The 20,854-nt window shown below is 63.4% G+C and carries 18 protein-coding genes; 5 read left to right on the forward strand and 13 right to left on the reverse strand.

What is annotated here, in order from left to right:
* The first annotated feature begins 86 nt into the window (after positions 1-86).
* Positions 87-860 carry a hypothetical protein gene (locus BM059_RS12685; RefSeq protein ID WP_074939057.1) on the forward strand — a complete coding sequence of 258 codons (774 nt, stop codon included), beginning with the start codon at positions 87-89 and terminating at the stop codon, positions 858-860.
* Positions 861-864: 4 nt separating this feature from the next.
* Here the strand turns inward: BM059_RS12685 and BM059_RS12690 are convergent, their stop codons facing one another.
* Both BM059_RS12690 and BM059_RS12695 read right to left on the reverse strand, forming a co-directional pair.
* A complete protein-coding gene (locus BM059_RS12690) occupies positions 865-1,587 on the reverse strand; it encodes a substrate-binding periplasmic protein (protein WP_074939058.1) in 723 nt (240 codons plus the stop codon).
* A 75-nt stretch (positions 1,588-1,662) separates the two neighbouring features.
* Positions 1,663-2,004, reverse strand: a complete 342-nt coding sequence (locus tag BM059_RS12695; protein ID WP_036999170.1) for a zinc ribbon domain-containing protein YjdM — start codon at positions 2,002-2,004, stop codon at positions 1,663-1,665.
* Between the two features lie 465 nt (positions 2,005-2,469).
* On the opposite strand from BM059_RS12695, the gene BM059_RS12700 reads away from it, so the two are divergent.
* Positions 2,470-3,279 (forward strand): gamma-glutamyl-gamma-aminobutyrate hydrolase family protein, encoded by an 810-nt coding sequence (locus BM059_RS12700; protein WP_036999167.1) that lies wholly within the window; start codon positions 2,470-2,472, stop codon positions 3,277-3,279.
* A gap of 31 nt (positions 3,280-3,310) precedes the next feature.
* Here BM059_RS12700 and BM059_RS12705 read toward each other — a convergent pair whose 3' ends face one another.
* From BM059_RS12705 to BM059_RS12715, 3 genes are all read right to left on the reverse strand, one after another.
* Positions 3,311-3,784: an LEA/WHy family protein gene (locus BM059_RS12705; RefSeq protein ID WP_074939060.1), complete on the reverse strand. Its 474-nt coding sequence runs from the start codon at positions 3,782-3,784 to the stop codon at positions 3,311-3,313.
* Positions 3,785-3,838: 54 nt separating this feature from the next.
* Positions 3,839-4,684, reverse strand: coding sequence for a DMT family transporter (locus BM059_RS12710; RefSeq protein ID WP_074939061.1), 846 nt, complete (start codon positions 4,682-4,684; stop codon positions 3,839-3,841).
* A gap of 118 nt (positions 4,685-4,802) precedes the next feature.
* Complete coding sequence (locus BM059_RS12715; RefSeq protein WP_074939063.1) at positions 4,803-5,609, reverse strand: outer membrane protein OmpK; 807 nt, start codon at positions 5,607-5,609, stop codon at positions 4,803-4,805.
* A 359-nt stretch (positions 5,610-5,968) separates the two neighbouring features.
* Between BM059_RS12715 and BM059_RS12720 the strand changes: the two genes are divergently transcribed.
* On the forward strand, positions 5,969-6,763 hold the full coding sequence (locus BM059_RS12720; RefSeq protein ID WP_074939064.1) for an SDR family NAD(P)-dependent oxidoreductase: 795 nt from the start codon (positions 5,969-5,971) through the stop codon (positions 6,761-6,763).
* Between the two features lie 113 nt (positions 6,764-6,876).
* Here BM059_RS12720 and BM059_RS12725 read toward each other — a convergent pair whose 3' ends face one another.
* Together BM059_RS12725 and BM059_RS12730 are read right to left on the reverse strand one after the other, a co-directional pair.
* The gene (locus BM059_RS12725) at positions 6,877-7,443 is read right to left on the reverse strand and encodes a TetR/AcrR family transcriptional regulator (RefSeq protein WP_074939066.1); all 567 of its coding nucleotides are present in this window, start codon (positions 7,441-7,443) and stop codon (positions 6,877-6,879) included.
* 29 nt (positions 7,444-7,472) lie between these two features.
* Positions 7,473-8,042: a PaaI family thioesterase gene (locus BM059_RS12730; protein WP_074939067.1), complete on the reverse strand. Its 570-nt coding sequence runs from the start codon at positions 8,040-8,042 to the stop codon at positions 7,473-7,475.
* A gap of 95 nt (positions 8,043-8,137) precedes the next feature.
* On the opposite strand from BM059_RS12730, the gene BM059_RS12735 reads away from it, so the two are divergent.
* Positions 8,138-9,337: a Bcr/CflA family efflux MFS transporter gene (locus BM059_RS12735; protein WP_074939069.1), complete on the forward strand. Its 1,200-nt coding sequence runs from the start codon at positions 8,138-8,140 to the stop codon at positions 9,335-9,337.
* 15 nt (positions 9,338-9,352) lie between these two features.
* Positions 9,353-10,753, forward strand: a complete 1,401-nt coding sequence (gene lpdA, locus BM059_RS12740; protein ID WP_074939071.1) for a dihydrolipoyl dehydrogenase — start codon at positions 9,353-9,355, stop codon at positions 10,751-10,753.
* A gap of 96 nt (positions 10,754-10,849) precedes the next feature.
* Here the strand turns inward: lpdA and BM059_RS12745 are convergent, their stop codons facing one another.
* The 6 genes from BM059_RS12745 to putA all read right to left on the reverse strand — a co-directional run bounded on the left by BM059_RS12745 (position 10,850) and on the right by putA (position 20,416).
* Positions 10,850-11,215, reverse strand: coding sequence for a DUF5064 family protein (locus tag BM059_RS12745; RefSeq protein WP_036999157.1), 366 nt, complete (start codon positions 11,213-11,215; stop codon positions 10,850-10,852).
* A 12-nt stretch (positions 11,216-11,227) separates the two neighbouring features.
* Positions 11,228-12,154 (reverse strand): carbamate kinase, encoded by a 927-nt coding sequence (gene arcC, locus BM059_RS12750; RefSeq protein ID WP_074939073.1) that lies wholly within the window; start codon positions 12,152-12,154, stop codon positions 11,228-11,230.
* A gap of 76 nt (positions 12,155-12,230) precedes the next feature.
* Entirely contained in the window at positions 12,231-13,241 is a 1,011-nt protein-coding gene (locus BM059_RS12755) for an ornithine carbamoyltransferase (RefSeq protein ID WP_074939075.1), read from the reverse strand.
* A 64-nt stretch (positions 13,242-13,305) separates the two neighbouring features.
* Positions 13,306-14,556 carry an arginine deiminase gene (gene arcA / locus BM059_RS12760; protein ID WP_074939076.1) on the reverse strand — a complete coding sequence of 417 codons (1,251 nt, stop codon included), beginning with the start codon at positions 14,554-14,556 and terminating at the stop codon, positions 13,306-13,308.
* A gap of 73 nt (positions 14,557-14,629) precedes the next feature.
* On the reverse strand, positions 14,630-16,057 hold the full coding sequence (gene arcD / locus BM059_RS12765; RefSeq protein ID WP_074939078.1) for an arginine-ornithine antiporter: 1,428 nt from the start codon (positions 16,055-16,057) through the stop codon (positions 14,630-14,632).
* 423 nt (positions 16,058-16,480) lie between these two features.
* Positions 16,481-20,416 (reverse strand): trifunctional transcriptional regulator/proline dehydrogenase/L-glutamate gamma-semialdehyde dehydrogenase, encoded by a 3,936-nt coding sequence (gene putA, locus BM059_RS12770; protein ID WP_074939080.1) that lies wholly within the window; start codon positions 20,414-20,416, stop codon positions 16,481-16,483.
* Positions 20,417-20,854: the final 438 nt, after the last annotated feature.

Raw genomic sequence — 20,854 nt, forward strand, 5'->3', positions numbered from 1 at the left:
ACAGGCAGTATGGAATTTTTGCGCTTTACTGAGGTTCTGAGTGTTGCGCACGCTACTGGGGCGTGCGCCAGCCAGGGAACCTCTGCATGGGAGCGAGGACAGCGTCTGCCGCATGGGGCAGGCCGTTAAACCGCGCGGTATTTTGGCAACGGACAGTGCTGCCGGGGCTGGCTGCGCTGTTGCTGTTGAGCGGCTGCAGCGGCCGCTTGGACAACGATTCGATCGTTCACACGCGTAGCCCGCTCAAGCCCGCCGAGGTCCTGCAGACCGATGTCGATCGCATGGCGACCCTGGCCATGCGTAACAACCTCAATAGCCTGTATCGGCTGATGAACAAGTTGTATCAACGTAACCCGCGTGAGTGGCGCAAGAATTCCCTGCCTGACGCGGCGGCTGCCGAGCGCGCCATTCAGTACGCCATCGAACACAACCAGGATTGGCCAACCTTGGGCGGTCGGCGTGATGTCGCGGCACTGGATTACTCGCTGAGCCCGGGATTCCAGGGCGACCGCGTGGCGGCCTTCACCTATGCCATCGGCAGCATGCTGGTGACGGCTCATGGTGGTCGCACCGAGTTTTACCTGACCGACAGCTTCAATGCGCAGTTCATCCACAATGCCGCGCGCAATCTGGAAAAGGCTGGCTGGATGTTGTCGCAACGACGTGATGCCATGGGCCGGCCACTGCTGCTGTCCAACGAGTTCTCCGAGCAGGGCAACAACCTCAGCTATGCGGTGGAGTTCGGCAAGATGGTGGCGCGTCTCGATCTGCTCACCCATGTGCTGGAGGAGCGCTATCGGCGTATGGGTGCCAACTACGCACAGAGCCTGTTCCTGCTGAATTTCCTGCCGGTGCAGTAGCGCGTCACTGATGCCAGCGTTGCTGGATTTCGTCCAGCTTGCCTGCCTTGCGCAGGCGTACCAGCGCCTCGGAAAACAGCCGTGCTCGCTCGATATCGCCCTTGGCGAAGGCGACGAAGCGCGGCATCTGGATCAGCGCTCGAGGTAGCACGCGCACCTGCTCCTGGGCACGCTGTTCGCGAATGAAGTAGAGCAACTGGGTGTGGTCGCCGACGATGATGTCGATACGCCCGGCCAGCAGCATCGACACCAGTTGCCTCGGGTTCTGCGCGCTGGTGTCACGGGCCAGATCGGCGTGATCGAATTTTTCCTCGTAGGCATAGCCGCGAACCTGGCCGATCACATAGGGCGACAGGTCATCCAGGGTCTTCCAGTCGGTAATGGCGGTCTTGGCGGTGGTCATGAATACCGTTGAACCGCTGCGCAGCGGCCCGACCAGTTCGTACTGCTGCTGGCGCTGCGGTGTGCCGGCGAACTGAAAGGCCATCTGCACCTCACCGCGGTCGAGCATGCGCTTGACCCGCTCCCATGGATACAGGCGGATTTCGTACGGCACCTGTGCTTCGCGCAGTACCGCGTCGACCAGTTCGACGTCGAGCCCGCGTGGGGTGTCGTCCTCGGCTGTGACGAAACTGTAGGGGGCGAACTGTTCGTCGCCCACTACCCGCCAGGGCTGCGCTGTCAGCGAATGGGTCAGGGCCAGAAGGGCGAACAGCAGGTAGCGCATGGCGGTGTTCCTCGTGGCTGGCCTGTACTTGAGGCTAGCCAATTTCTGCGAGGAAGAGGGAGCTTCGTTGCCGAATCAGACCTTGCGCACGAACTCGGACTTGAGCTTCATCGCGCCGATGCCATCGATCTTGCAGTCGATGTCGTGATCGCCGTCGACCAGGCGGATGTTCTTCACCTTGGTGCCGACCTTGACCACCAGCGAGGAGCCCTTGACCTTGAGGTCCTTGATCACGGTGATGGTGTCGCCGTCCTGCAGCAGGTTGCCGACCGAGTCCTTGATCACGCGTGCGTCATCACCGGCAGCAGCGCTTTCGCCTGCTTTCCATTCATGGGCGCACTCGGGGCAGACCAGCTGATCGCCATCTTCGTAGGTGTATTCGGAGTTGCATTTGGGGCAGGGCGGCAGAGCGGTCAAGGGTTGTCCTCGGTGCTGGTGAGAAACCGCAGATTATATAGGGTTTTGTTGGCGAACGCCGCTCTAGGGCGCGGGAACTTGCAAACTGGGTGTTTTAAATATTGGACCTTTTGAAAGCGGAATTTTTTTTGATTTTCCTGTCAGGCGCCTTTTTGTGGGCGTTAAGCGCCAGGCTAACCAATGGATTATCAGAAGGGGTTGAGTGGTTTTGTTTGACATATTTTACGGCTCGGGCAGACTGACTGCAGATTCCGTTGCCGAACCGGGTAACGGGCAGCGTCGCTGCAGCCCCTTCTCTGGATGGAGTTGACCCGGTTCGAGCCGCCGTCGGAAGGCGACACTTTGGCTCAGGAGGAGCTTGGGTGCACGGGGTTAGCCAAACAGGCCATGGGTGCTACAGCAGAATCTTCTGCTTGGCATCGGTCTGCACAGCAACGATAGGCCCGGCCTGTCCCAAGGTGACGTATGTCCGACAACAAGATTCGCAACACCCCCAGCAAAAACAATCTCCGCAAGCCCGTCGTGTTGATGTCCATGGGCGCTCAAGAGCGCAAGGGCCATGACTATCAGGTAATGACTCACAAATATATCCAGCCCCTGGTCGAGTTCTCCGGTTGCGTGCCGGTGCTGGTGCCTACCTGCTGCGGCGTCGATGACCTCGAGCAGTATCTGGACATGGCCGACGGCGTGTACCTGACCGGTGCTGGTAGCAATATCGATCCGGCGCTCTATGGCCAGGAAAACGAGACGCCGAGCAAGGGGCAGGATCGTGACCGCGACCTGTTCGACCTGCCGCTGATTCGTGCTGCCATCGCTCGCGGTCTGCCGATCTTCGGCATCTGCCGTGGCATGCAGGAAATCAACGTGGCGCTGGGCGGCGATATCTACCAGAAGGTCTACGCCGAGCCAGGTTTCAATGATCATCGCGAAAATCCTGATGACCCGGTCGAGGTGCAGTATGCGCCCAGCCACAGCGTGCGCCCGGTAGTGGGTAGTTGGTTCGCCGAGCTGCTAGGCAAGGATGAGATTCAGGTCAACTCCCTGCACGGCCAGGCCATTCGCAACCTGGGCAAGGGGCTGGAAGTGCTGGCCACTGCCGAGGATGGCCTGATCGAGGCCATCCATGCGCCGAGCCTGTCGCCGTTCCTGTTCGCAGTGCAGTGGCATCCAGAATGGCAAGCTGCCCTGAACCCTGATTCGGTGAAGATCTTCCAGGCCTTTGGTGACGCCTGTCACCGCCGAGTCGCCTCGCGTAATAGCCGTCAGGCTGCTTGATCCGCACCAAGCGTCGCCGCCGGCTCCTCCGTCAGTAGGGGCTTGGCGGCTGCGGCCAGTTCAGGGTACCGCTGTCGCTGAAGCGGCGCGTGCCAAACAGGCCGTCAGCCAGTTTGCCGCGCAGTCTGTAGGGTACCTCCTGACCCGGCTGGTAGCCGGCAGCGCCCCAGGCCTGGCGCATCACTGAAAACGCCGAAATGCTCACCGGTACGCTCAATACCGTCTCACCGAAGCGCGGCACGCTGCCGCTCTGATCGCTGACGCCACTGGCCAGCGGCTGGCCGTTGACGTCCAGATCCAGGGCCATGCCGTTGAAAGTCACCGCGCTGTCATTGGGGTTCTGCACCCGCAGCTTGACCGCGAAACGTACCTCCAGGCCCTGACCGGGCAAGGGTTCCAGGCCAACCATATCGACCCGGAGCGGGTCACGATTGCCCAGGCTGGCGCAGGCGCCCAGGGCGGCCGCGAGCAGGCTGATGAGGCAAAGACGAAGCAGGCGAGGCATGGTGATCTTCCCTGGGCGTTGTGAGTTCAGGATAGAAGACCGCGTGATGCGCCTTTAGCTCCCGGCGCGTTGCCGTGCGCCCAGTACCAGCGCGATACCGCCGAGCACGGCGACGGCGCTCAAGGTCAGCCGCAGGGACAGCGCCTCGCTCAGTAGCAGGCTGCCGCCGAGTGCGGCGAGAATCGGTACGCTCAGTTGTACCGTGGCTGCCTGACTGGCCCGCAGGCTGGGCAGGGCGCTGTACCAGATGGCGTAACCCACGCCCGAGGTCAGGGCGCCGGACAGCAACGCGTAGAACAAGCCAGGGCCATCCCAGTTCAGTTGCGGCAGCAGCGCCAACGCCAACAAAACGGCCAAAGGGGCTGCACGCAGGAAGTTGCCGGCAGTCACGGCCAATGGATCACCTTGGCCGCGCCCGAGCAGCGAGTATGCGCCCCAGGCGATACCGGCCAGCAGCATCAGCAATGCCGCCAGCAAAGGCGGTGCGCTGGCACCAGGGAGCAGCAGCACCAGCAGGCCCGTCGTGGCCAGCGCCGTGCCGAGGCTGGCGGCCAGACTCAGACGTTCACCGCGCAGCAAACCCCATAGCAGCATGCTCAGCTGCACTGCACCGAACAGCAACAGGGCACCGACACCGGTATCGAGCTGCAGGTAGGCGAAGGAAAAAGCCGCCGCATAGGTGAACAGCGCCAGTGCGCCTGACCAACTACCGGTGATGGGCTGCCTCGCCTGCCTGAGCCTGAGCAGCAGGCAGAGCGTCAGCGCGCCGCAGAGCAGGCGGATCGCCGTGAAGCTGGCTGCGTCGATGTCGGTTTCACGTAGCGCCAGGCGGCACAGCAGCGAGTTGCCGGCGAAGGCCAGCATGGCGAGGCAGGTGAGCAGCAGGATACGCGGTGGCATCGTCCATCCTTGGGTGAAGGTCTGGTGATGCCGGACAGCTAAACACGTCAGGCTGTCCGAGGGCATTGGCAGAAGGTCGCAAGTTGCTGCGACCTTGGCCAGTCACGCGCGTCGCCGATCAGAAGTGCGCCTTGATCAGCAGGCTGGCGGTGTTCTGGTCGGTCGAACCCACGAAGTTTTCGCTGACGAATCCGCCGTCCTTGATGCCGTACTTGTTCTTCCAGTAGTCGTACTCGATACCCACGTACAGCTGCTTCTCGCCCCACTTCAGCGCCTTGCCCAGGTCGTACTTGATCTGCGGGTTGAAGTGCAGGTTGGCGTGGTAATCGCCACGGCGGTTGCTGTCGTTGTCCACCACCCAGTCCATGAAACCGTCAATGAGAATGTCCGACTCGCCGACCGGGATGGTGTAGCTCCACACCGGCGTGATTTGCCAGACATTGCTGCCGGCGCGGCTGCCGTCCGTGGTGCGCAGGTAGGTGTTGAGCTGGAAGTAGTCGAAGCCGGGGATGTCCAGGTCGACCGCCGGGCCGATCAGGTAGGACTCGACGTCGTCTTCACCGAACTCGTAGGTGGTGGCGATCAACACGTCCTTGATCGGCCCGAAGGACAGATCGGCGCCGCTGATCTTGCCCAGCGAGAAGCGCGGGCTGAACTCGCCGTAGAAGGTGTGGCCGTCACCGGCGCCGTTGGTGGCGTCGGTGTTGTACTTGATCACGTCGACGAACAGGAACAGGTCACCGAAGCTCCAGCCGCTGGCGTGCTCGAAGGTGACGGTCTGCTGGATTTCCGGGTCGATCTTGAAGTCCTGGCCATACAGGTAGGTCAGGCTGTTGTTCTGCCACTGCAGCAGATCGCCGGCGATGGCCTGGCCGCCCGCCAGCAGACCGCCGGCGAACGCGAGCGAAGAGAGAGTGCGATTCATGAAAGCTCCTGGTGGTTAAGACGTGTCGTTATGATTTTAAAACCTGTCCATCTGGTCAGGCTGGTGCTGCTAGAGCAAAAACGGCGCCAATTCTCGTTATTGCCCATATCCCTTGCAAATCAATCGGATGCACGGATTCTTCAGGGTCAAGCCGGTGCACTCTGTTGCACCTTTTTCTGACCAGAAGGACAAAAACGGCCATAACTTGGTGCGCAACCGTCTGGCGGCTGCGGCGATGTTGTCTCGCAGATGCGTTCAATTAATTTAATTACGGTCGTAATATAAATTTTAAATTATGACTGTAATTCTATTGGTGGGAGGATCTCCTCTCACTCATCGCATCACCCAGGAGACTCACCATGACTGTCCATGCCACCCCCGGAACCGCTCTGATCACGGGTGCCTCGTCCGGCATCGGCGCCACCTATGCCGAGCGCCTGGCGCGGCGCGGTTACGACTTGCTGCTGGTGGCGCGCGATGCCCAGCGCCTCGATACGCTAGCCAAGCGCCTGGGCGCCGAATACGGCGTGGCGGTCGAAGTGATGCCGGCGGATCTCACCCTCAAGGCCGATGTGCTCAAGGTAGAAAAGCGCCTGCGCGAGGATGTGCACCTCTCGCTGCTGGTCAACAACGCCGGTGTCGCCATGAACGGCCCGCTGGCTACCGCCGACCTGGAGCAGGCCGAGGCCATGATCCAGCTCAATGTGGTAGCGCTGACCCGTCTGGCGGCAGCGGCAGCGGCCAATTTCTCCGCAGCCGGGCGTGGCGGCATCATCAATCTTGGTTCGGTGGTGGCGCTGGCGCCGGAGATGTTCAACGCCGTGTACAGCGCGACCAAGGCCTATGTGTTGAGCCTGACCCAGACCCTGGCTGGCGAGCTGCGTGGTTCGGGCGTGCAGTTGCAGGCGGTGATGCCGGGTGTGACCCGTACCGAAATCTGGGAGCGCAGTGGCACCGATGCCTCGGCATTGCCGCCTTCGATGATCATGGAAGCGGGGGAGATGGTCGATGCGGCACTGGCCGGTTTCGATCAGGGCGAACTGGTGACCATACCCTCGTTGCCGGATGCAGCCGACTGGGACGCCTTCGTCAAGGCACGAGCGGTGCTGGGGCCGAACCTGTCGCGCGACCAGGCGGCTGCGCGTTACAAGTGATACCAGATGGTTCGAGCGGGCGGTAGGGTGCACCCTTGGTCTTCGAGTTGCCACGAAACCCGTCTGTGCTCGTGTGGAAAGCTGGTGCGCCATGCGCACCGCTTGCCTATCTGCTATTGGCCCTGCGTTTGTTCGATCAACAGGCGACGGGTCGTCTTTAGCAGGCGGTCGGACAGCTCCGGGTCCTTGACGCTACGCGATAGCAGCAGGGCGCCGACCATGGTCGAGAGCAACAGCACGCTCTGCTCGGCGGCATCATCGCCTCCGAGGTTGTCCTCGAGTAGGGCCAGACGGTCGCGTACCAGGGCGTCAGTGGTTTCGCTGGCCTCGCCACGCTGGCCCAGTTCGGCGGAGATGGTCGGTAGTGGGCAGCCACTGCCGGGGTTGGCTCGATGCGCGCTGGACAGGTAGCTGGCGATAAAACGCGGCAGCGGCGCCTCGGCATCCTTTGTCAGCGCTTCGGTGCTGCGGGACAGTTCATCTACCGCATGGCGCAAGGCGTTTTCCACCAGGTCGTCCTTGGACTTGAAGTGGGCGTAGAAACCGCCATGAGTCAGGCCCAGTGCTTTCATCAGCGGCTGCAGGCCGGTGGCGCCGACGCCATCGCGGCGAAAGCGCAGTGCCGCCTCCTCGATGATGCGTTGGTGGGTCTTGGCCTTGTGATCTTCCGAATAGCGCATGGGCTTTCTCGTCTATCAGATGTTGGCTGTCATCTTACACCTGCGGCGCTGTCCTGGCGCGGCGCGTTCATGTCGAGAATCAGGCAGGTGGTGGAGGCGACGGCGTAGAGGCGTTCGTCGACATCGTACAGACGGCCTTCGGCCAACGCGGTGGAACGGCCGACATGGATGATGCGGCCCTCGGCGCGCACCGGGCCGGCTTCGCTGCGCAGGGCGCGGATGTAGCTCACCCGCAGATCGGCGGTGGTATAGCCCTGGCCGGGCTTGAGCAGGGTGTGCACGGCGCAGCCCATGCAGGAGTCGAGCAGGGTGGCGATGTAACCGCCGTGCACGCTGCCCAGTGGGTTGTAGTGGCGCTGGTCGGGCGCGCCCTGGAAGACGAACAGGCCACTGCTCCACTGTACTGGGGTGAAATCGAGCACCGCATTGATCGGCGGCGAGGGTAGGTCACCACGGCCGATGCCGTCGAAGAAATCCATCGGCTTCATGGCGGCCACTTCCGCCAGGCTGAGGGTGCCGGGGGCGGCAAGCTGGTTGCGCACCGCCTGTTCTTCGGCGATCCAGGCGGCGAGACGGGCATCTCGGGATAAGGCGGTCATACGGGCTCCGAATTAATATGATGGACGACATTTAATGTTTCATATTATGGTTGAAATATAAATAGCCGCCAGTCACTGTCGATCGGAGCCTTGTCATGCAGCCTTCCCGCGTCCTGCTGATCATTCTGATGTTGCTCACCGCGCTGGGAGAGACGTCCACGCAGTTACTGATTCCTGCCCTGGGTGAACTGGAGCGTGGGCTGCAGGCCAAGCCGGGCAGCAGTCTGCTGGCACTGTCGCTGTTCGTCGGTGCCTTCGGCTTGGGCCAATTGCTGCTGGGCCCACTGTCGGATCGGCTCGGGCGGCGCCCGGTGTTGCTCACCGGTTTGAGCCTTTACCTGTTGGCGACCCTGGGCATGCTGCTGGCACCGAATATCGAGGCGCTGATTGGCATGCGTGTGCTGCAGGGGCTGGGCGCCTGTGCGGCGCTGGTGCTGGCACGAGCCATCGTCCGTGACGTCTGGCAGGAACAGGCGGGGCCGGCCCTGGCGCTGACGGTGTTGGGGATGTTCGCGGCCATCGTGCTGTCGCCGGTGGTTGGCGGCCTGCTGACCCAGTACGGTGGCTGGCGTGCACCGCTGTTGGCGACCCTGGTGCTCGGCAGCCTGGCCTTGCTGTCAGTGCTCAGCGGTTATCGCGAGACGCATCTGCAACGCGATCCCCAGGCTGGCCGGCTCAACGGCCTGTGGGCTAGCTACCGGCAGGTGTGGCCCAGTTGCCGTGCTCTGGCGCTGACCATCGCCTGTACCTACGGCTCGATGTTCGTCGTGGTGGCTGGCTCGTCGTCGGTGTATATCGGCTTGCTGGGGCTGAGCGCCGCGCAATACGGGCTGACCTTCGCCTTGATCGTTTCCGGCCTGCTCGGTGGCGCGTTGTTCACCCTGCGCAATGTGCAGCGCCTGGGGCCACAGAAGGTCGTGGGTATCGGCGTGGCGCTGGTGCTGCTCGGGTCGTTGCTGACCCTGGCGGTCTACCTGCTGTTTGGCCTGTCGCTTCTGGGACTATCGCTGCCGCAGGTACTGGTGACGCTGGGCGGTGGCATGTTGCTGCCGGCCGCCGTGGCCGGTGCGGTGATTCCCAATCCGCAGCGTGCCGGGTTGGCGGCGGGCCTGATGGGTTTCTCGCAAATGGCGGGCGCTACTCTGGCTGGTCTGCTGCTGGGTGCCCTGCAGGATGGCTCGGCCTGGCCTATGGTTGCCTTGAACGCGCTGTTCGCCGTGCTGGCGTTTCTGCTCTTCCACCTTCTGCGCACCCGCTCGGTCGTCACGGCTGTGGTGCTCGGCAAACTTCCCTGATTCGAGGACAAAGCTATGAGCAGTTATGACGTGGTCATCATCGGCGCCGGGCCAGGTGGCTACAACGCGGCCATCCGTGCCGGCCAGTTGGGCCTGAAGGTGGCCTGTGTTGAGGGGCGTGAAACGCTCGGTGGCACCTGTTTGAACGTCGGTTGCATGCCGTCCAAGGCGCTGCTACATGCGTCTGAACTCTACGAAGCCGCTGCCGGTGGTGAGCTGAGCGCGCTGGGTGTGGAGGTCAAGCCGACGCTCAACCTGGCGCAGATGATGAAGCAGAAGGCTGACAGCGTCGAAGCGCTGACCAAGGGCGTGGAGTTCCTGTTTCGCAAGAACAAGGTGGAATGGGTCAAAGGCTGGGGGCGCATCGATGGCCCTGGGCGAGTACAGGTCAAGCTGAGCGAGGGCGGCGAGCGACTGCTCGAGACGAAGAACATCGTCATCGCCACTGGCTCCGAACCGACGCCGCTACCCGGAGTGAGTATCGACAATGCGCGCATCCTCGACTCCACCGGCGCGCTGTCGCTGCCCGAGGTGCCCAAGCACCTGGTGGTGATCGGCGCCGGGGTGATCGGCCTGGAGCTCGGTTCGGTATGGCGCCGCCTGGGTAGTGAGGTAACCGTGGTGGAATACCTCGACCGCATCTGTCCTGGCCTGGATGGCGAGACGGCCAAGACCCTGCAGCGCACCCTGAGCAAACAGGGCATGAGCTTCAAGCTGGGTACCAAGGTCACTGGCGCGAAGACCGGCAAGTCCGGCGTGACCCTGACGCTGGAGCCGGCGGCTGGCGGCGCGGCTGAAGTGCTGGAGGCCGACTACGTGCTGGTGGCCATCGGCCGGCGCCCTTACACCCAGAGGCTCGGCCTGGAGACGGTCGGGCTGACCCCCGACAAACGCGGCATGCTCGCCAACGAACGGCACCAGAGCGGCGTGCCGGGCGTGTGGGTGATCGGCGACGTCACCTCCGGGCCGATGCTCGCGCACAAGGCCGAAGACGAGGCCGTGGCCTGCATCGAACGCATCGCCGGGCATGCGGCGGAGGTCAACTACGGGGTAATCCCCGGGGTGATCTACACCCGCCCGGAAGTGGCCAGTGTCGGCAAGGGCGAGGAGGAGCTAAAGGCAGAGGGGCGCGCCTACAAGGTCGGCAAGTTCCCCTTCAGCGCCAACAGCCGGGCGAAGATCAACCACGAGACCGAAGGTTTCGTGAAGATCCTCGCTGACGCCAACACCGACCAGATTCTCGGTGTGCATATGATCGGCCCGAGCGTGGGCGAGTTGATCGGCGAGTACTGCGTGGCCATGGAGTTCTCCGCCTCGGCCGAGGACATCGCGCTGACCTGCCACCCGCACCCGACCCGTTCGGAAGCCGGACGCCAAGCGGCGATGGGCGTGCATGGCTGGACGATGCAGGCCTGATAAGCACGCGCGCCCAGGCCCTGCGCAGCGGCGCTACTCTGATCGAGTCATGGCATCGGTGCGCGCGGCGCACCCTACGGCGCCGCGTCTTTGGGGTCAGAGCACGTGGTCGAGGTTGACCGGATCACCGGGTTTGGCATGCAGCTTGGTGCGGATATCGGCGAAGACCTTGTCGTACTCGTCGTGCCCGCGCATCACCGGGCTGGCATTGAGCGGCAGGCCGTGGCGCGCGGCCACGCGGGTGGCGACGCTGGCGAAGTTGAAGGCGACGTCGCGGTGCAGTTCGAACTCTTCATCGAAGTGCCTGCCGTCGACGTCGCCAACCAGACGCATATGCAACATCGGCCCTTGCTGTGGGTCCTGGCGTACCTCGTAGTAGAAATCGACCGAGAACGGCGGCACCTGGCGCAGGTGCTCGGGGCGGTCATTGTTGTCGCGGTGCATGTGGCCGGGCGTGAACATGATCGAGCCCTCTCAGCGATAGACGATGCCGTTGCAGTCCAGACTAATACGCGTGCCCGAACGACCCTGGACGATGGCTTCGATATTTTCCAGCGAGCCGATCACTGCACTGCTGCCGGTGTTACGCGCGAACTCGCAGGCGGCTTGCACCTTCGGGCCCATAGAACCGGCGGCGAAACCGAGTGCCTCGATTGCATCGGGATGGGCGGTAGCGATGGATTTCTGCGTGGGTTTGCCCCAGTCGACATAGGCTGCATCGACATCGGTGGCGATCACCAGCAGGTTCGCATTGAGCTGTTCGGCCAGCAGCGCCGAGCACAGATCCTTGTCGATCACCGCCTCGACGCCGCGCAGCTGATTACCGTCGTACATGGTGGGAATACCGCCGCCGCCAGCGCAGATCACCACGCTGCCTTTCTCCAATAGCCATTTGATCGGGCGGATTTCGAAGATGCGTTGTGGTCTCGGGCTGGCCACTACGCGGCGGAATTTGTCGCCGTCCGGGGCGATACTCCAGCCTTTCTCGGCGGCCAGACGCTCAGCATCTTCTTTGCTGTAAACCGGGCCAATGGGTTTGGTGGGTTTCTTGAAGGCCGGGTCGGCGCTGTCCACTTCCACCTGGGTGAGCAGGGTGGCGAAGGGCACCTCGAAGGGCAGCAGGTTGCCCAGCTCCTGTTCGATCATGTAGCCGATCATGCCTTCGGTTTCGGCGCCGAGCACGTCCAGTGGATAAGGGTTGGCTGCGTCATAGGCATTGCCTTGCAAGGCCAGCAGGCCGACCTGCGGGCCGTTGCCGTGGGCGATGACCAGCTCGTTGCCATCTGCCACCTTGGCGATCTGCTCGCAGGCGACGCGCACGTTCTCTCGTTGATTTTCCGCAGTCATGGCTTCGCCGCGACGAAGCAGGGCGTTGCCGCCCAGGGCGATGACGAGTCGCATGGTGTTCTCCTTGTTCATAGTCGGGTGTGATGCACTACCGGCCCCCTCTCCCGCAAGCGGGAGAGGGGAGAACGCGTCAGATATCCGCCAGGGTCGCCACCAGAATCGCCTTGATGGTGTGCATGCGGTTTTCCGCCTGTTCGAAGGCGATGTTCCAGGGTGATTCGAAGACTTCTTCGGTCACCTCGATGCCGTTCTTCAGGTGCGGATATTGTTCGGCGATCTGCTTGCCGACCTTGGTCTCGCTGTTGTGGAAGGCCGGCAGGCAATGCATGAACTTCACCCGTGGGTTGCCGGCGGCCTTCATGATGTCGGCATTGACCTGGTAGGGCAGCAGCTCCTGGATACGCTCGCCCCAGGCCTCGACCGGCTCGCCCATCGACACCCAGACGTCGGTGTGGACGAAATCCACACCTTTGACCGCTTCCTTCGGGTCTTCGGTAAGCAGGATGCGTGCACCGCTTTCCTCTGCGAACTGCTTGCAGGCGGCGACGTGTTCGTCGCTGGGCCACAGCGCCTTGGGCGCGGCGATGCGCACGTCCATGCCAAGCTTGGCGCCGATCAACAGTAACGAGTTACCCATGTTGTTGCGCGCGTCGCCGAGATAGGCGTAGGCGATGTCGTGCAGTGGCTTGTCACTGTGTTCGCGCATGGTCAGCACGTCGGCGAGCATCTGCGTCGGGTGGTATTCGTCGGTCAGGCCGTTGAACACCGGCACGCCGGCATAGCTGGCCAGTTCCTCGACGACCTCCTGCTTGAAGCCGCGGTATTCGATGGCGTCGTACATGCGCCCGAGCACGCGGGCGGTGTCCTTCATGCTTTCCTTGTGGCCGATCTGCGACGAGTTGGGGTCGATGTAGGTGACGTTGGCGCCCTGATCGTAGGCCGCCACTTCGAAGGCGCAGCGGGTGCGGGTAGAGGTCTTCTCGAAGATCAGCGCGATGTTCTTGCGGGTCAGGTGTTGTTGCTCGGTGCCGGTGTACTTGGCGCGCTTGAGATCGCGCGACAGGTCGAGCAGGTAGCGCAGCTCGCGGGTGCTGTGGTGCATCAGGCTGAGCAGATTGCGGTTGTGCATGTTGAACGCCATGGTTCTTTCTCCTTTTGGGCAGTCGAAACGCCGCGGCGGCGGATGGCCGCCGTGGCTGGCTGGATCAGTAGTCGATGGGGTCGCGAATGATCGGGCAGGTCATGCAATGACCGCCGCCACGGCCGCGCCCCAGTTCGCTGGCGCTGATGGTGATGACCTCGACGCCGGCCTTGCGCAGCAGGGTGTTGGTGTAGGTGTTGCGGTCGTAGCCGACCACCACGCCCGGCTCCAGGCAGACCACGTTGTTGCCGTCGTCCCACTGCTCACGCTCGGCCTCGTAGGCATCGCCACCGGTTTCCACGACACGTAGTTTTTTCAGGTTGAGAGAGTCGGCGACAACGTCGAGGAAGGACTTTTCCTCGCGGCGCACGTCGATACCACCAGGGCGGCTCTCGTCCGGGCGCAGGGTGAAGGGCACGATGGAGTTGGCCACTTCCGGGAAGATGGTCACCAGGTCGCGATCACAGAAGCTGAACACGGTATCCAGGTGCATGGCCGCGCGTGAGCGGCCCAGGCCGGCGACCACTATCCGCTCGGCCGCGCCCTTGGCGAACAGCGCGCGCGCCACCTGGCCGATGGCCTGGTGCGAGCTGCGTTCGCCCATGCCGATCAGCACGGTACCGTTGCCGATGGGCATCACGTCACCGCCTTCAAGCGTGGCGGCACCATGGTCCTTGTCCGGGTCGCCGTACCAGACCTCGAACTGCTCACTGGCGAAGTCCGGGTGGAATTTGTAGATGGCGCTGGCGAGCAGGGTTTCCTGACGACGCGCCGGCCAGTACATAGGATTGAGGGTGACGCCGCCGTAGATCCAGCAGGTGGTGTCGCGGGTGAACTGGGTGTTGGGCAGCGGCGGGAAGATGAAACTGGCTTCGCCCAGGTAGGCGTTGAACATCTTCGCTGCTTCTGAATCCTTGTGCCGGGCCAGGTCGGCGCCGGACACGCCGCCGATGAGGAACTCGGCGATGCGTCGCGCCTCCAGCCCCTCGACGAAGTCACGCACTTCACCGAGCAGGCCCATGCCAACGCTGTTCGGGGTGATCTTGCGGTCGAGGATCCACTTCAGTGCCTCCGGGTTGCGCACCGTTTCCTCGAGCAGGTTGTGCATCTCCACCACCTCGATGCCGCGCTCGCGCATCTTGGTCATGAAATCGAAGTGATCGCGCTTGGCCTGTGACACCCAGATCACGTCGTCGAACAGCAGTTCGTCGCAGTTGGCAGGGGTCAGGCGCAGGTGGGCGAGGCCTGGCGAGCAGACCATCACCTTGTGCAGTTTGCCGGCTTCGGAATGAACACCGAGGGCTTTCTTGGACATGTCGAACTCCTTCTCGTAGAGCGAGTTTCAGGCTTGCCAGCGACCCGTTGCGGGCCGTGCATGGCAGGCGGTCTTAGAGGCTCAGGAAACCGTCATACAGCCCGTAGGCGGCGATGGCGGCACCGATCAGCACGGCGGCGAAGATCAGTTTTTCCAGACCGGTGAAAACAGGTTGTCCCAGTTCGTGTTTGGCCTTGGCGAAGAGGATCGCGCCAGGGGCGTAGAGCAGCGCCGAGAGCAGCAGGTACTGCACGCCAGCGGCATACACCAGCCACACCGCGTAGAGGGTGGAGATGGCGGCGATCAGCAGGTCCTTGTTGCGTTCGCCGGCGGCGTTGGCGTAGGTCTCGCCGCGTGCGGCCAGCAATACTGCATAGGCGCTGGACCAGAAGTACGGCACCAGGATCATCGAGGTGGCCAGGTACAGCAGGCTGAGGTAGGTGGAGGCGCTGAAAAGGGTGATGATCAGAAACAGCTGGATCAGCCCATTGGACAGCCACAGCGCGTTGGCCGGAACGTGGTTGGCGTTTTCCTTGCGCAGGAACTCCGGCATGGTGTGGTCACGGGCGCTGGCGAAGAGAATCTCGGCGCAGAGCAGCGTCCATGACAACAAGGCGCCTGCCAGCGAGACGATCAGACCGATGGAGATCAGTTGCGCGCCCCAGGGGCCGACCACCTGCTCCAGTACGCCGGCCATGGACGGGTTCTTCAGCCCGGCCAGTTCGGCCTGGGCCAGGATGCCCTGAGACAGGATGTTGACCAGTACCAGCAGCAGAAGCACGCCGACGAAACCGATCACTGTGGCCTTGCCGACATCGCTGCGCTTCTCGGCGCGAGCGGAGAAGATGCTTGCTCCTTCGATGCCGATGAACACCCAGACGGTGACCAGCATCATGTTGCGCACCTGATCCATCACGCTGCCCAGTTCGGTGTTGCCGCGACCCCAGAAGTCAGCGGTGAACACGTCCATCTTGAAGGCGATGGCGGCGATCACGATGAACAGCGCCAGCGGCAGCATCTTGGCGATGGTGGTGACGGTGTTGATGAACGCCGCTTCCTTGATCCCGCGCAGCACCAGGAAGTGCAGCAGCCAGAGCAGTACCGAGGCGCCGATCACCGCAGGCAGGGTATTGCCTTCGCCGAATAGCGGAAAGAAGTAACCGAGGGTGGAGAACAGCAACACCATGTAGCTGACGTTGCCGATCCAGGCGCTGATCCAGTAACCCCAGGCCGAGGAGAAACCCATGTAATCGCCGAAGCCGGCCTTGGCGTAGGCGTACACCCCGCCGTCGAGTTCGGGCTTGCGGTTGGCCAGGGTCTGGAACACGAAGGCCAGGGTCAGCATGCCCACACCGGTGATCAGCCAACCGATCAGGGTAGCGCCAGCGCTGGCGCTGGCAGCAATGTTTTGCGGTAGCGAGAAGATACCGCCGCCGACCATGGAGCCGACGACCAGCGCGATCAGCGCGCCGAGGCGGAGTTTTTGCGTCGAATCAGACATCTCAATTACCTCCGTGTCACAAGGGGACATAGGTATTGAGCGCGTTTGGCGAGCACAGCATCCTGATTTGAATCAATAGTCAGGATTCGTCAACGCACATCCATGTTGCAGGCGTTGTCGAGCACCTGATGAGCGTCAGGACTGCAGCTCTGAGCGGCGCAGCTAAGCGCCGGTCCTGACACGATAGTCCGAACTTTTCGTTACGCAATGATGGCAAGTTGAGATGGAATGATTGCGGGGGGAGAGAATGGGCGGGGCGGTTAGCCCCGCTCGACGCGCCAGCCGGGTAGGTTGGCGCAGACCCGAAGGTCAGGAGGAGAGAGCACGGCGCCGGGCGGGTAGCCCCTGCAGGCAGTTGCGCCGTGTGGGTACAGCATGCCGTGGAAAGCTTTCAGCCAGCTTTCCACGAGATGACAACGGTGATTAGCCGATGGTCATCAGGCTGGCATTACCGCCGGCCGCTGCGGTGTTGACGCTCAGGGCGTGTTCCACCAGCAGGCGTTCCAGTGCGATGTCGGTCTCGCCCTTGTTCAGGCCGTGTACGCCGACGATGGCGCCCTTGCGCTGCGCTGCCTGCTCGCTCACCGCGCGCAGCTGGTCGGAGTCGCCGTGGTGCAGGATGGCGTCCAGCTCCACATCGACGTTGTTCCAGTCGGCCACCAGTTGGATGTGCTTCTGCACCTCCTTCGGCAGTTCGCTGTACAGCGCGCGCTGGCTTTCCAGCCAGATCGCCCGGCTGCCGACGGCCAGGGTCGCAGCCAGCTGCGCCAGCAGATCACCGCGCTCGTCGGCCAGGTTCAGCACGTGCTCGCGCGGCAGCAGGGTGTAGCTGTTGCGCTCGCCGGTCGGGCCGGCCAGCGTGTGGACGCTGAAGCTCTGCGACAGGCCGCGGTACTGCTCGAACAATGCGGCGATGGTCGGCTCCTGCTTGCCAGCCCATTCGGCGAAGGCGGCGCGGACCTTGTCCAACTCGGTCGGTGCAGGCAGCGCCTGCACCTCGGCCTGTTGCAGGTAATGGGCGACGGCCTCCTGCGGGCGGGTCGCCAGCAGACGATACAGGTACAGCGGACCACCGGCTTTCGGGCCGGTGCCGGACAGACCCTCGCCACCGAATGGCTGCACGCCGACCACGGCACCGACGATGTTGCGGTTGACGTACAGGTTGCCGACCTTGGCTGTGCCGACCACCTGGGCGATGGTTTCGTCGATGCGCGTGTGCACGCCGAGCGTCAGGCCGTAGCCGCTGTCGTTGATCTGCTGCAGCAGCTTGCCCAGATCTGCGCGCTGGTAGCGCACCACGTGCAGCACCGGGCCGAAGATCTCGCGCTTCATCTCGTCGAAGCTGTCCAGCTCGATCAACGTCGGCACGACGAAGGTGCCGCGCTTGATCTCGTCAGCGTTGACGCGCGCCAGCTGGGTGACCTTGCGGCCTTTTTCGCGCAGCTTGGCGATATGGCTGTCGATGCCGGTCTTGGCCTCGGCGTCGATCACCGGGCCGATGTCGGTATTGAGGCGTTCCGGGTTGCCCAGGCTGTATTCGGCCATGGCGCCCTTGAGCATGGTCAGCACACGGTCGGCCACGTCGTCCTGCACGCACAGTACGCGCAGGGCCGAGCAGCGCTGGCCGGCGCTGTCGAAGGCAGAGGCGACCACGTCCATCACCACCTGCTCGGTCAGTGCCGAGGAGTCGACGATCATGGCGTTGAGGCCGCCGGTTTCGGCGATCAGCGGAATGGTGCGGCCCTGTGCATCGAGACGACCGGCGATGTTGCGCTGGAGGATGCCGGCCACTTCGGTGGAACCGGTGAACATCACGCCACGCACGCGCTCGTCACCGACCAGGCGCGCACCGACGGTTTCACCACGGCCCGGCAACAGTTGCACGGCGCCAGCCGGTACGCCGGCTTGGCGCAGCAGGCGTACGGCTTGCGCAGCGATCAGCGGCGTCTGCTCGGCCGGTTTGGCCAGCACGGTGTTGCCGGCGGCCAGCGCAGCGCAGACCTGGCCGGTGAAGATCGCCAGGGGAAAGTTCCACGGGCTGATGCACACCACCGGGCCCAGCGGGCGGTGGCTGTCATTGCTGAAGCTGCGCGCCTGGATCGCGTAATAACGGAGGAAGTCCACCGCCTCACGCACTTCGGCGATGGCGTTGGCGAAGGTCTTGCCGGACTCGCGCACCAGCAGGCCCATCAATTGCTGCAGCTCGGCTTCCATCAGGTCGGCAGCGCGCTCCAGCACGGCGGCACGCTCGGCCGGCAGCGTGGACTGCCAGATCTGCCCGCTGGCCAGGGCGCAGAGGATGGCGCTGTCGACGTCCTTGACGCTGGCTTCGCGCACGTGGCCGACCAGATCACGGTGGTCGGCCGGGTTGCGCACCGGCTCCGGCTCGCCCGGATTGGCGCCATCGCAACCGAGCATCGGCTCGGCCAGGTAGCTGTGGTTGGCGGTCGACAGCAGCGCCGAGGACAGTGAGCCGAGGCGGTGTTCGTTGGCCAGGTCGAGGCCGGCGGAGTTGACCCTGTCCTTGCCGTACAGGTCACGCGGCATGGGGATGCGCGGATGCGGCAGACCGATGCTGCCTTCCTGCGCGGCCATCTGCTCGACCTGCTGCACCGGGTCGAGTACCAGGTCCTTGAGCGAGATGCTGTGGTCGGCGATGCGGTTGACGAAGCTGGTGTTGGCGCCGTTTTCCAGCAGGCGGCGCACCAGATAGGCCAGCAAGGTTTCGTGGCTGCCCACCGGTGCGTAGATGCGGCACGGGCGGTTCAGCTTGCCGTCGGCGATCTTGCCCACCACTTGCTCGTACAGCGGCTCGCCCATGCCGTGCAGGCACTGGAACTCGTACTGGCCCGGGTAGTAGTTCTGCCCGGCCAGGTGGTAGATGGCCGACAGCGAATGGGCGTTGTGGGTGGCGAACTGCGGGTAGATGGCTTCCGGCGCGGCCAGCAGTTTGCGCGCACAGGCGATGTAGGACACATCGGTGTACGGCTTGCGGGTGTACACCGGGTAGCCTTCCAGGCCGTTGACCTGGGCCAGCTTGATCTCGCTGTCCCAGTAGGCGCCTTTCACCAGGCGGATCATCAGGCGATGACGGCTGCGCTTGGCCAGGTCGATGACGTAGTCGATCACGTACGGGCAGCGCTTCTGGTAGGCCTGGATGACGAAGCCGATGCCGTTCCAGCCAGCCAGGGACGGGTCGAAGCACAGGCGCTCGAGCAGGTCCAGCGACAGCTCCAGGCGGTCGGCTTCCTCGGCGTCGATGTTGAGGCCGATGTCGTACTGCTTGGCCAGTTGGGTCAGGCTCAGCAGGGTCGGGTACAGCTCGTCCATCACGCGCTCGTACTGGGCACGGCTGTAGCGCGGGTGCAGGGCGGAGAGCTTGATCGAGATGCCTGGGCCTTCGTAGATGCCGCGACCGTGCGAGGCCTTGCCGATGGCGTGGATGGCCTGCTCGTAGGAGGCCAGGTAGCGCTTGGCGTCTTCTTCGGTCAGCGCGGCTTCACCGAGCATGTCGTAGGAATAGCGGAAGCCCTTGGCTTCCAGGGTGGCGGCGTTGGCCAGGGCTTCGGCGATGGTTTCACCGGTGACGAACTGCTCGCCCATCAGGCGCATGGCCATGTCCACGCCCTTGCGGATCACCGGCTCGCCGCTCTTGCCGATCAGGCGGTTGAGCGCCGAGGTCATGCCGGCTTCGGTGTGGGTCGACACCAGCTTGCCGGTAATCAGCAGGCCCCAGCTGGCGGCGTTGACGAACATCGACGGGCTCTGGCCGAGGTGCTGGCTCCAGTTGCCGTTGGCAATCTTGTCGCGGATCAGCGCGTCGCGGGTGGCCTTGTCGGGGATGCGCAGCAGGGCTTCGGCCAGGCACATCAGCGCCACGCCTTCCTGCGAGGACAGCGAGAACTCCTGCAGCAGGCCCTGCACCAGGCCCTGACGGCCGCTGGCGTTCTTCTGGTTACGCAGCTTCTCGGCAATACCCAGGGCCAGCTTCTGCGAAGCCTCGGCCTGCTCCGGGTTCAGGCGCGCCTGCTCCAGCAGCATCGGCACCACTTCGGTTTCCGGGCGGCGGTAGGCGCTGGTGATGGCGGCGCGCAGCACCGACTGCGGCAGGATGCTCTCGGCGAAGTCGAGGAATACCTGCAGACCTTGCTCGGTCAGCGATTCCAGGGCTTCTTCACCGGCGGCTGCGGCCAGGCCGGCATGCTCGGCGGGCGTCAGGCCACTCTCGACTTGCTCCAGATAATTGAAGATCGCCTGCTTGATCATCCAGTGCGGCGTGCGGTCGATCTGCGCGGCGGCCTTTTTCAGGCGTTCGCGGGTGGCATCGTCGAGTTTTACGCCAAGCGTGGTGGTAGCCATGGAGAGTCCTACTTGTCAGGTTATGCAGGGTAAAAACTGCCAGAAGCAGTTTTTGACGTCGCTTGCGACGGCCCGAAGCGGTGCCGCCATGAATGGCGGGCAGCAGAAAAAGCTGCGCGAGATTAAACCTGCTTTGGTGCTTGGTGCAACTAGGTGCAACCAATAAATTCGGTGTCCCGACGGACGTTCGTTTTGCCTTTGATACTGTCGCTGCAGCGCCTGTTTCAGTGCTGTGCAGAGCATTTGATGCATTCGGCAACCTGGGCGCGGGAGCGCTGAGAGGGTTCGCCTGATCCAGCAGACCGATGCGCTGCGTCATCATGGTGCAACCTTGGTGCTACCCATGCGTGAGAGCTGAGCGGCGGCCTGGCCAGCGCGTCGAACACTATCGCGACTGGGTAACACCTGTTCAGCATAGACCGCGAGATTGCGGTGGTG

The sequence above is a fragment of the Ectopseudomonas composti genome, assembly GCF_900115475.1.
GTDB classification, from domain to species: Bacteria; Pseudomonadota; Gammaproteobacteria; order Pseudomonadales; family Pseudomonadaceae; genus Aquipseudomonas; species Aquipseudomonas composti.

Coding starts and splice junctions, on each gene's coding strand:
- BM059_RS12735 (WP_074939069.1), top strand. CDS start 8,138: ATGCAGCCTTCCCGCGTCCTGCTGATCATTCTGATGTTGCTCACCGCG.
- BM059_RS12730 (WP_074939067.1), bottom strand. CDS start 8,042: ATGACCGCCTTATCCCGAGATGCCCGTCTCGCCGCCTGGATCGCCGAA.
- BM059_RS12755 (WP_074939075.1), bottom strand. CDS start 13,241: ATGGCGTTCAACATGCACAACCGCAATCTGCTCAGCCTGATGCACCAC.
- BM059_RS12690 (WP_074939058.1), bottom strand. CDS start 1,587: ATGCGCTACCTGCTGTTCGCCCTTCTGGCCCTGACCCATTCGCTGACA.
- lpdA (WP_074939071.1), top strand. CDS start 9,353: ATGAGCAGTTATGACGTGGTCATCATCGGCGCCGGGCCAGGTGGCTAC.
- BM059_RS12720 (WP_074939064.1), top strand. CDS start 5,969: ATGACTGTCCATGCCACCCCCGGAACCGCTCTGATCACGGGTGCCTCG.
- putA (WP_074939080.1), bottom strand. CDS start 20,416: ATGGCTACCACCACGCTTGGCGTAAAACTCGACGATGCCACCCGCGAA.
- BM059_RS12725 (WP_074939066.1), bottom strand. CDS start 7,443: ATGCGCTATTCGGAAGATCACAAGGCCAAGACCCACCAACGCATCATC.
- arcA (WP_074939076.1), bottom strand. CDS start 14,556: ATGTCCAAGAAAGCCCTCGGTGTTCATTCCGAAGCCGGCAAACTGCAC.
- BM059_RS12705 (WP_074939060.1), bottom strand. CDS start 3,784: ATGCCTCGCCTGCTTCGTCTTTGCCTCATCAGCCTGCTCGCGGCCGCC.
- BM059_RS12710 (WP_074939061.1), bottom strand. CDS start 4,684: ATGCCACCGCGTATCCTGCTGCTCACCTGCCTCGCCATGCTGGCCTTC.
- BM059_RS12685 (WP_074939057.1), top strand. CDS start 87: ATGGGAGCGAGGACAGCGTCTGCCGCATGGGGCAGGCCGTTAAACCGC.
- BM059_RS12745 (WP_036999157.1), bottom strand. CDS start 11,215: ATGTTCACGCCCGGCCACATGCACCGCGACAACAATGACCGCCCCGAG.
- BM059_RS12715 (WP_074939063.1), bottom strand. CDS start 5,609: ATGAATCGCACTCTCTCTTCGCTCGCGTTCGCCGGCGGTCTGCTGGCG.
- BM059_RS12700 (WP_036999167.1), top strand. CDS start 2,470: ATGTCCGACAACAAGATTCGCAACACCCCCAGCAAAAACAATCTCCGC.
- arcD (WP_074939078.1), bottom strand. CDS start 16,057: ATGTCTGATTCGACGCAAAAACTCCGCCTCGGCGCGCTGATCGCGCTG.
- arcC (WP_074939073.1), bottom strand. CDS start 12,154: ATGCGACTCGTCATCGCCCTGGGCGGCAACGCCCTGCTTCGTCGCGGC.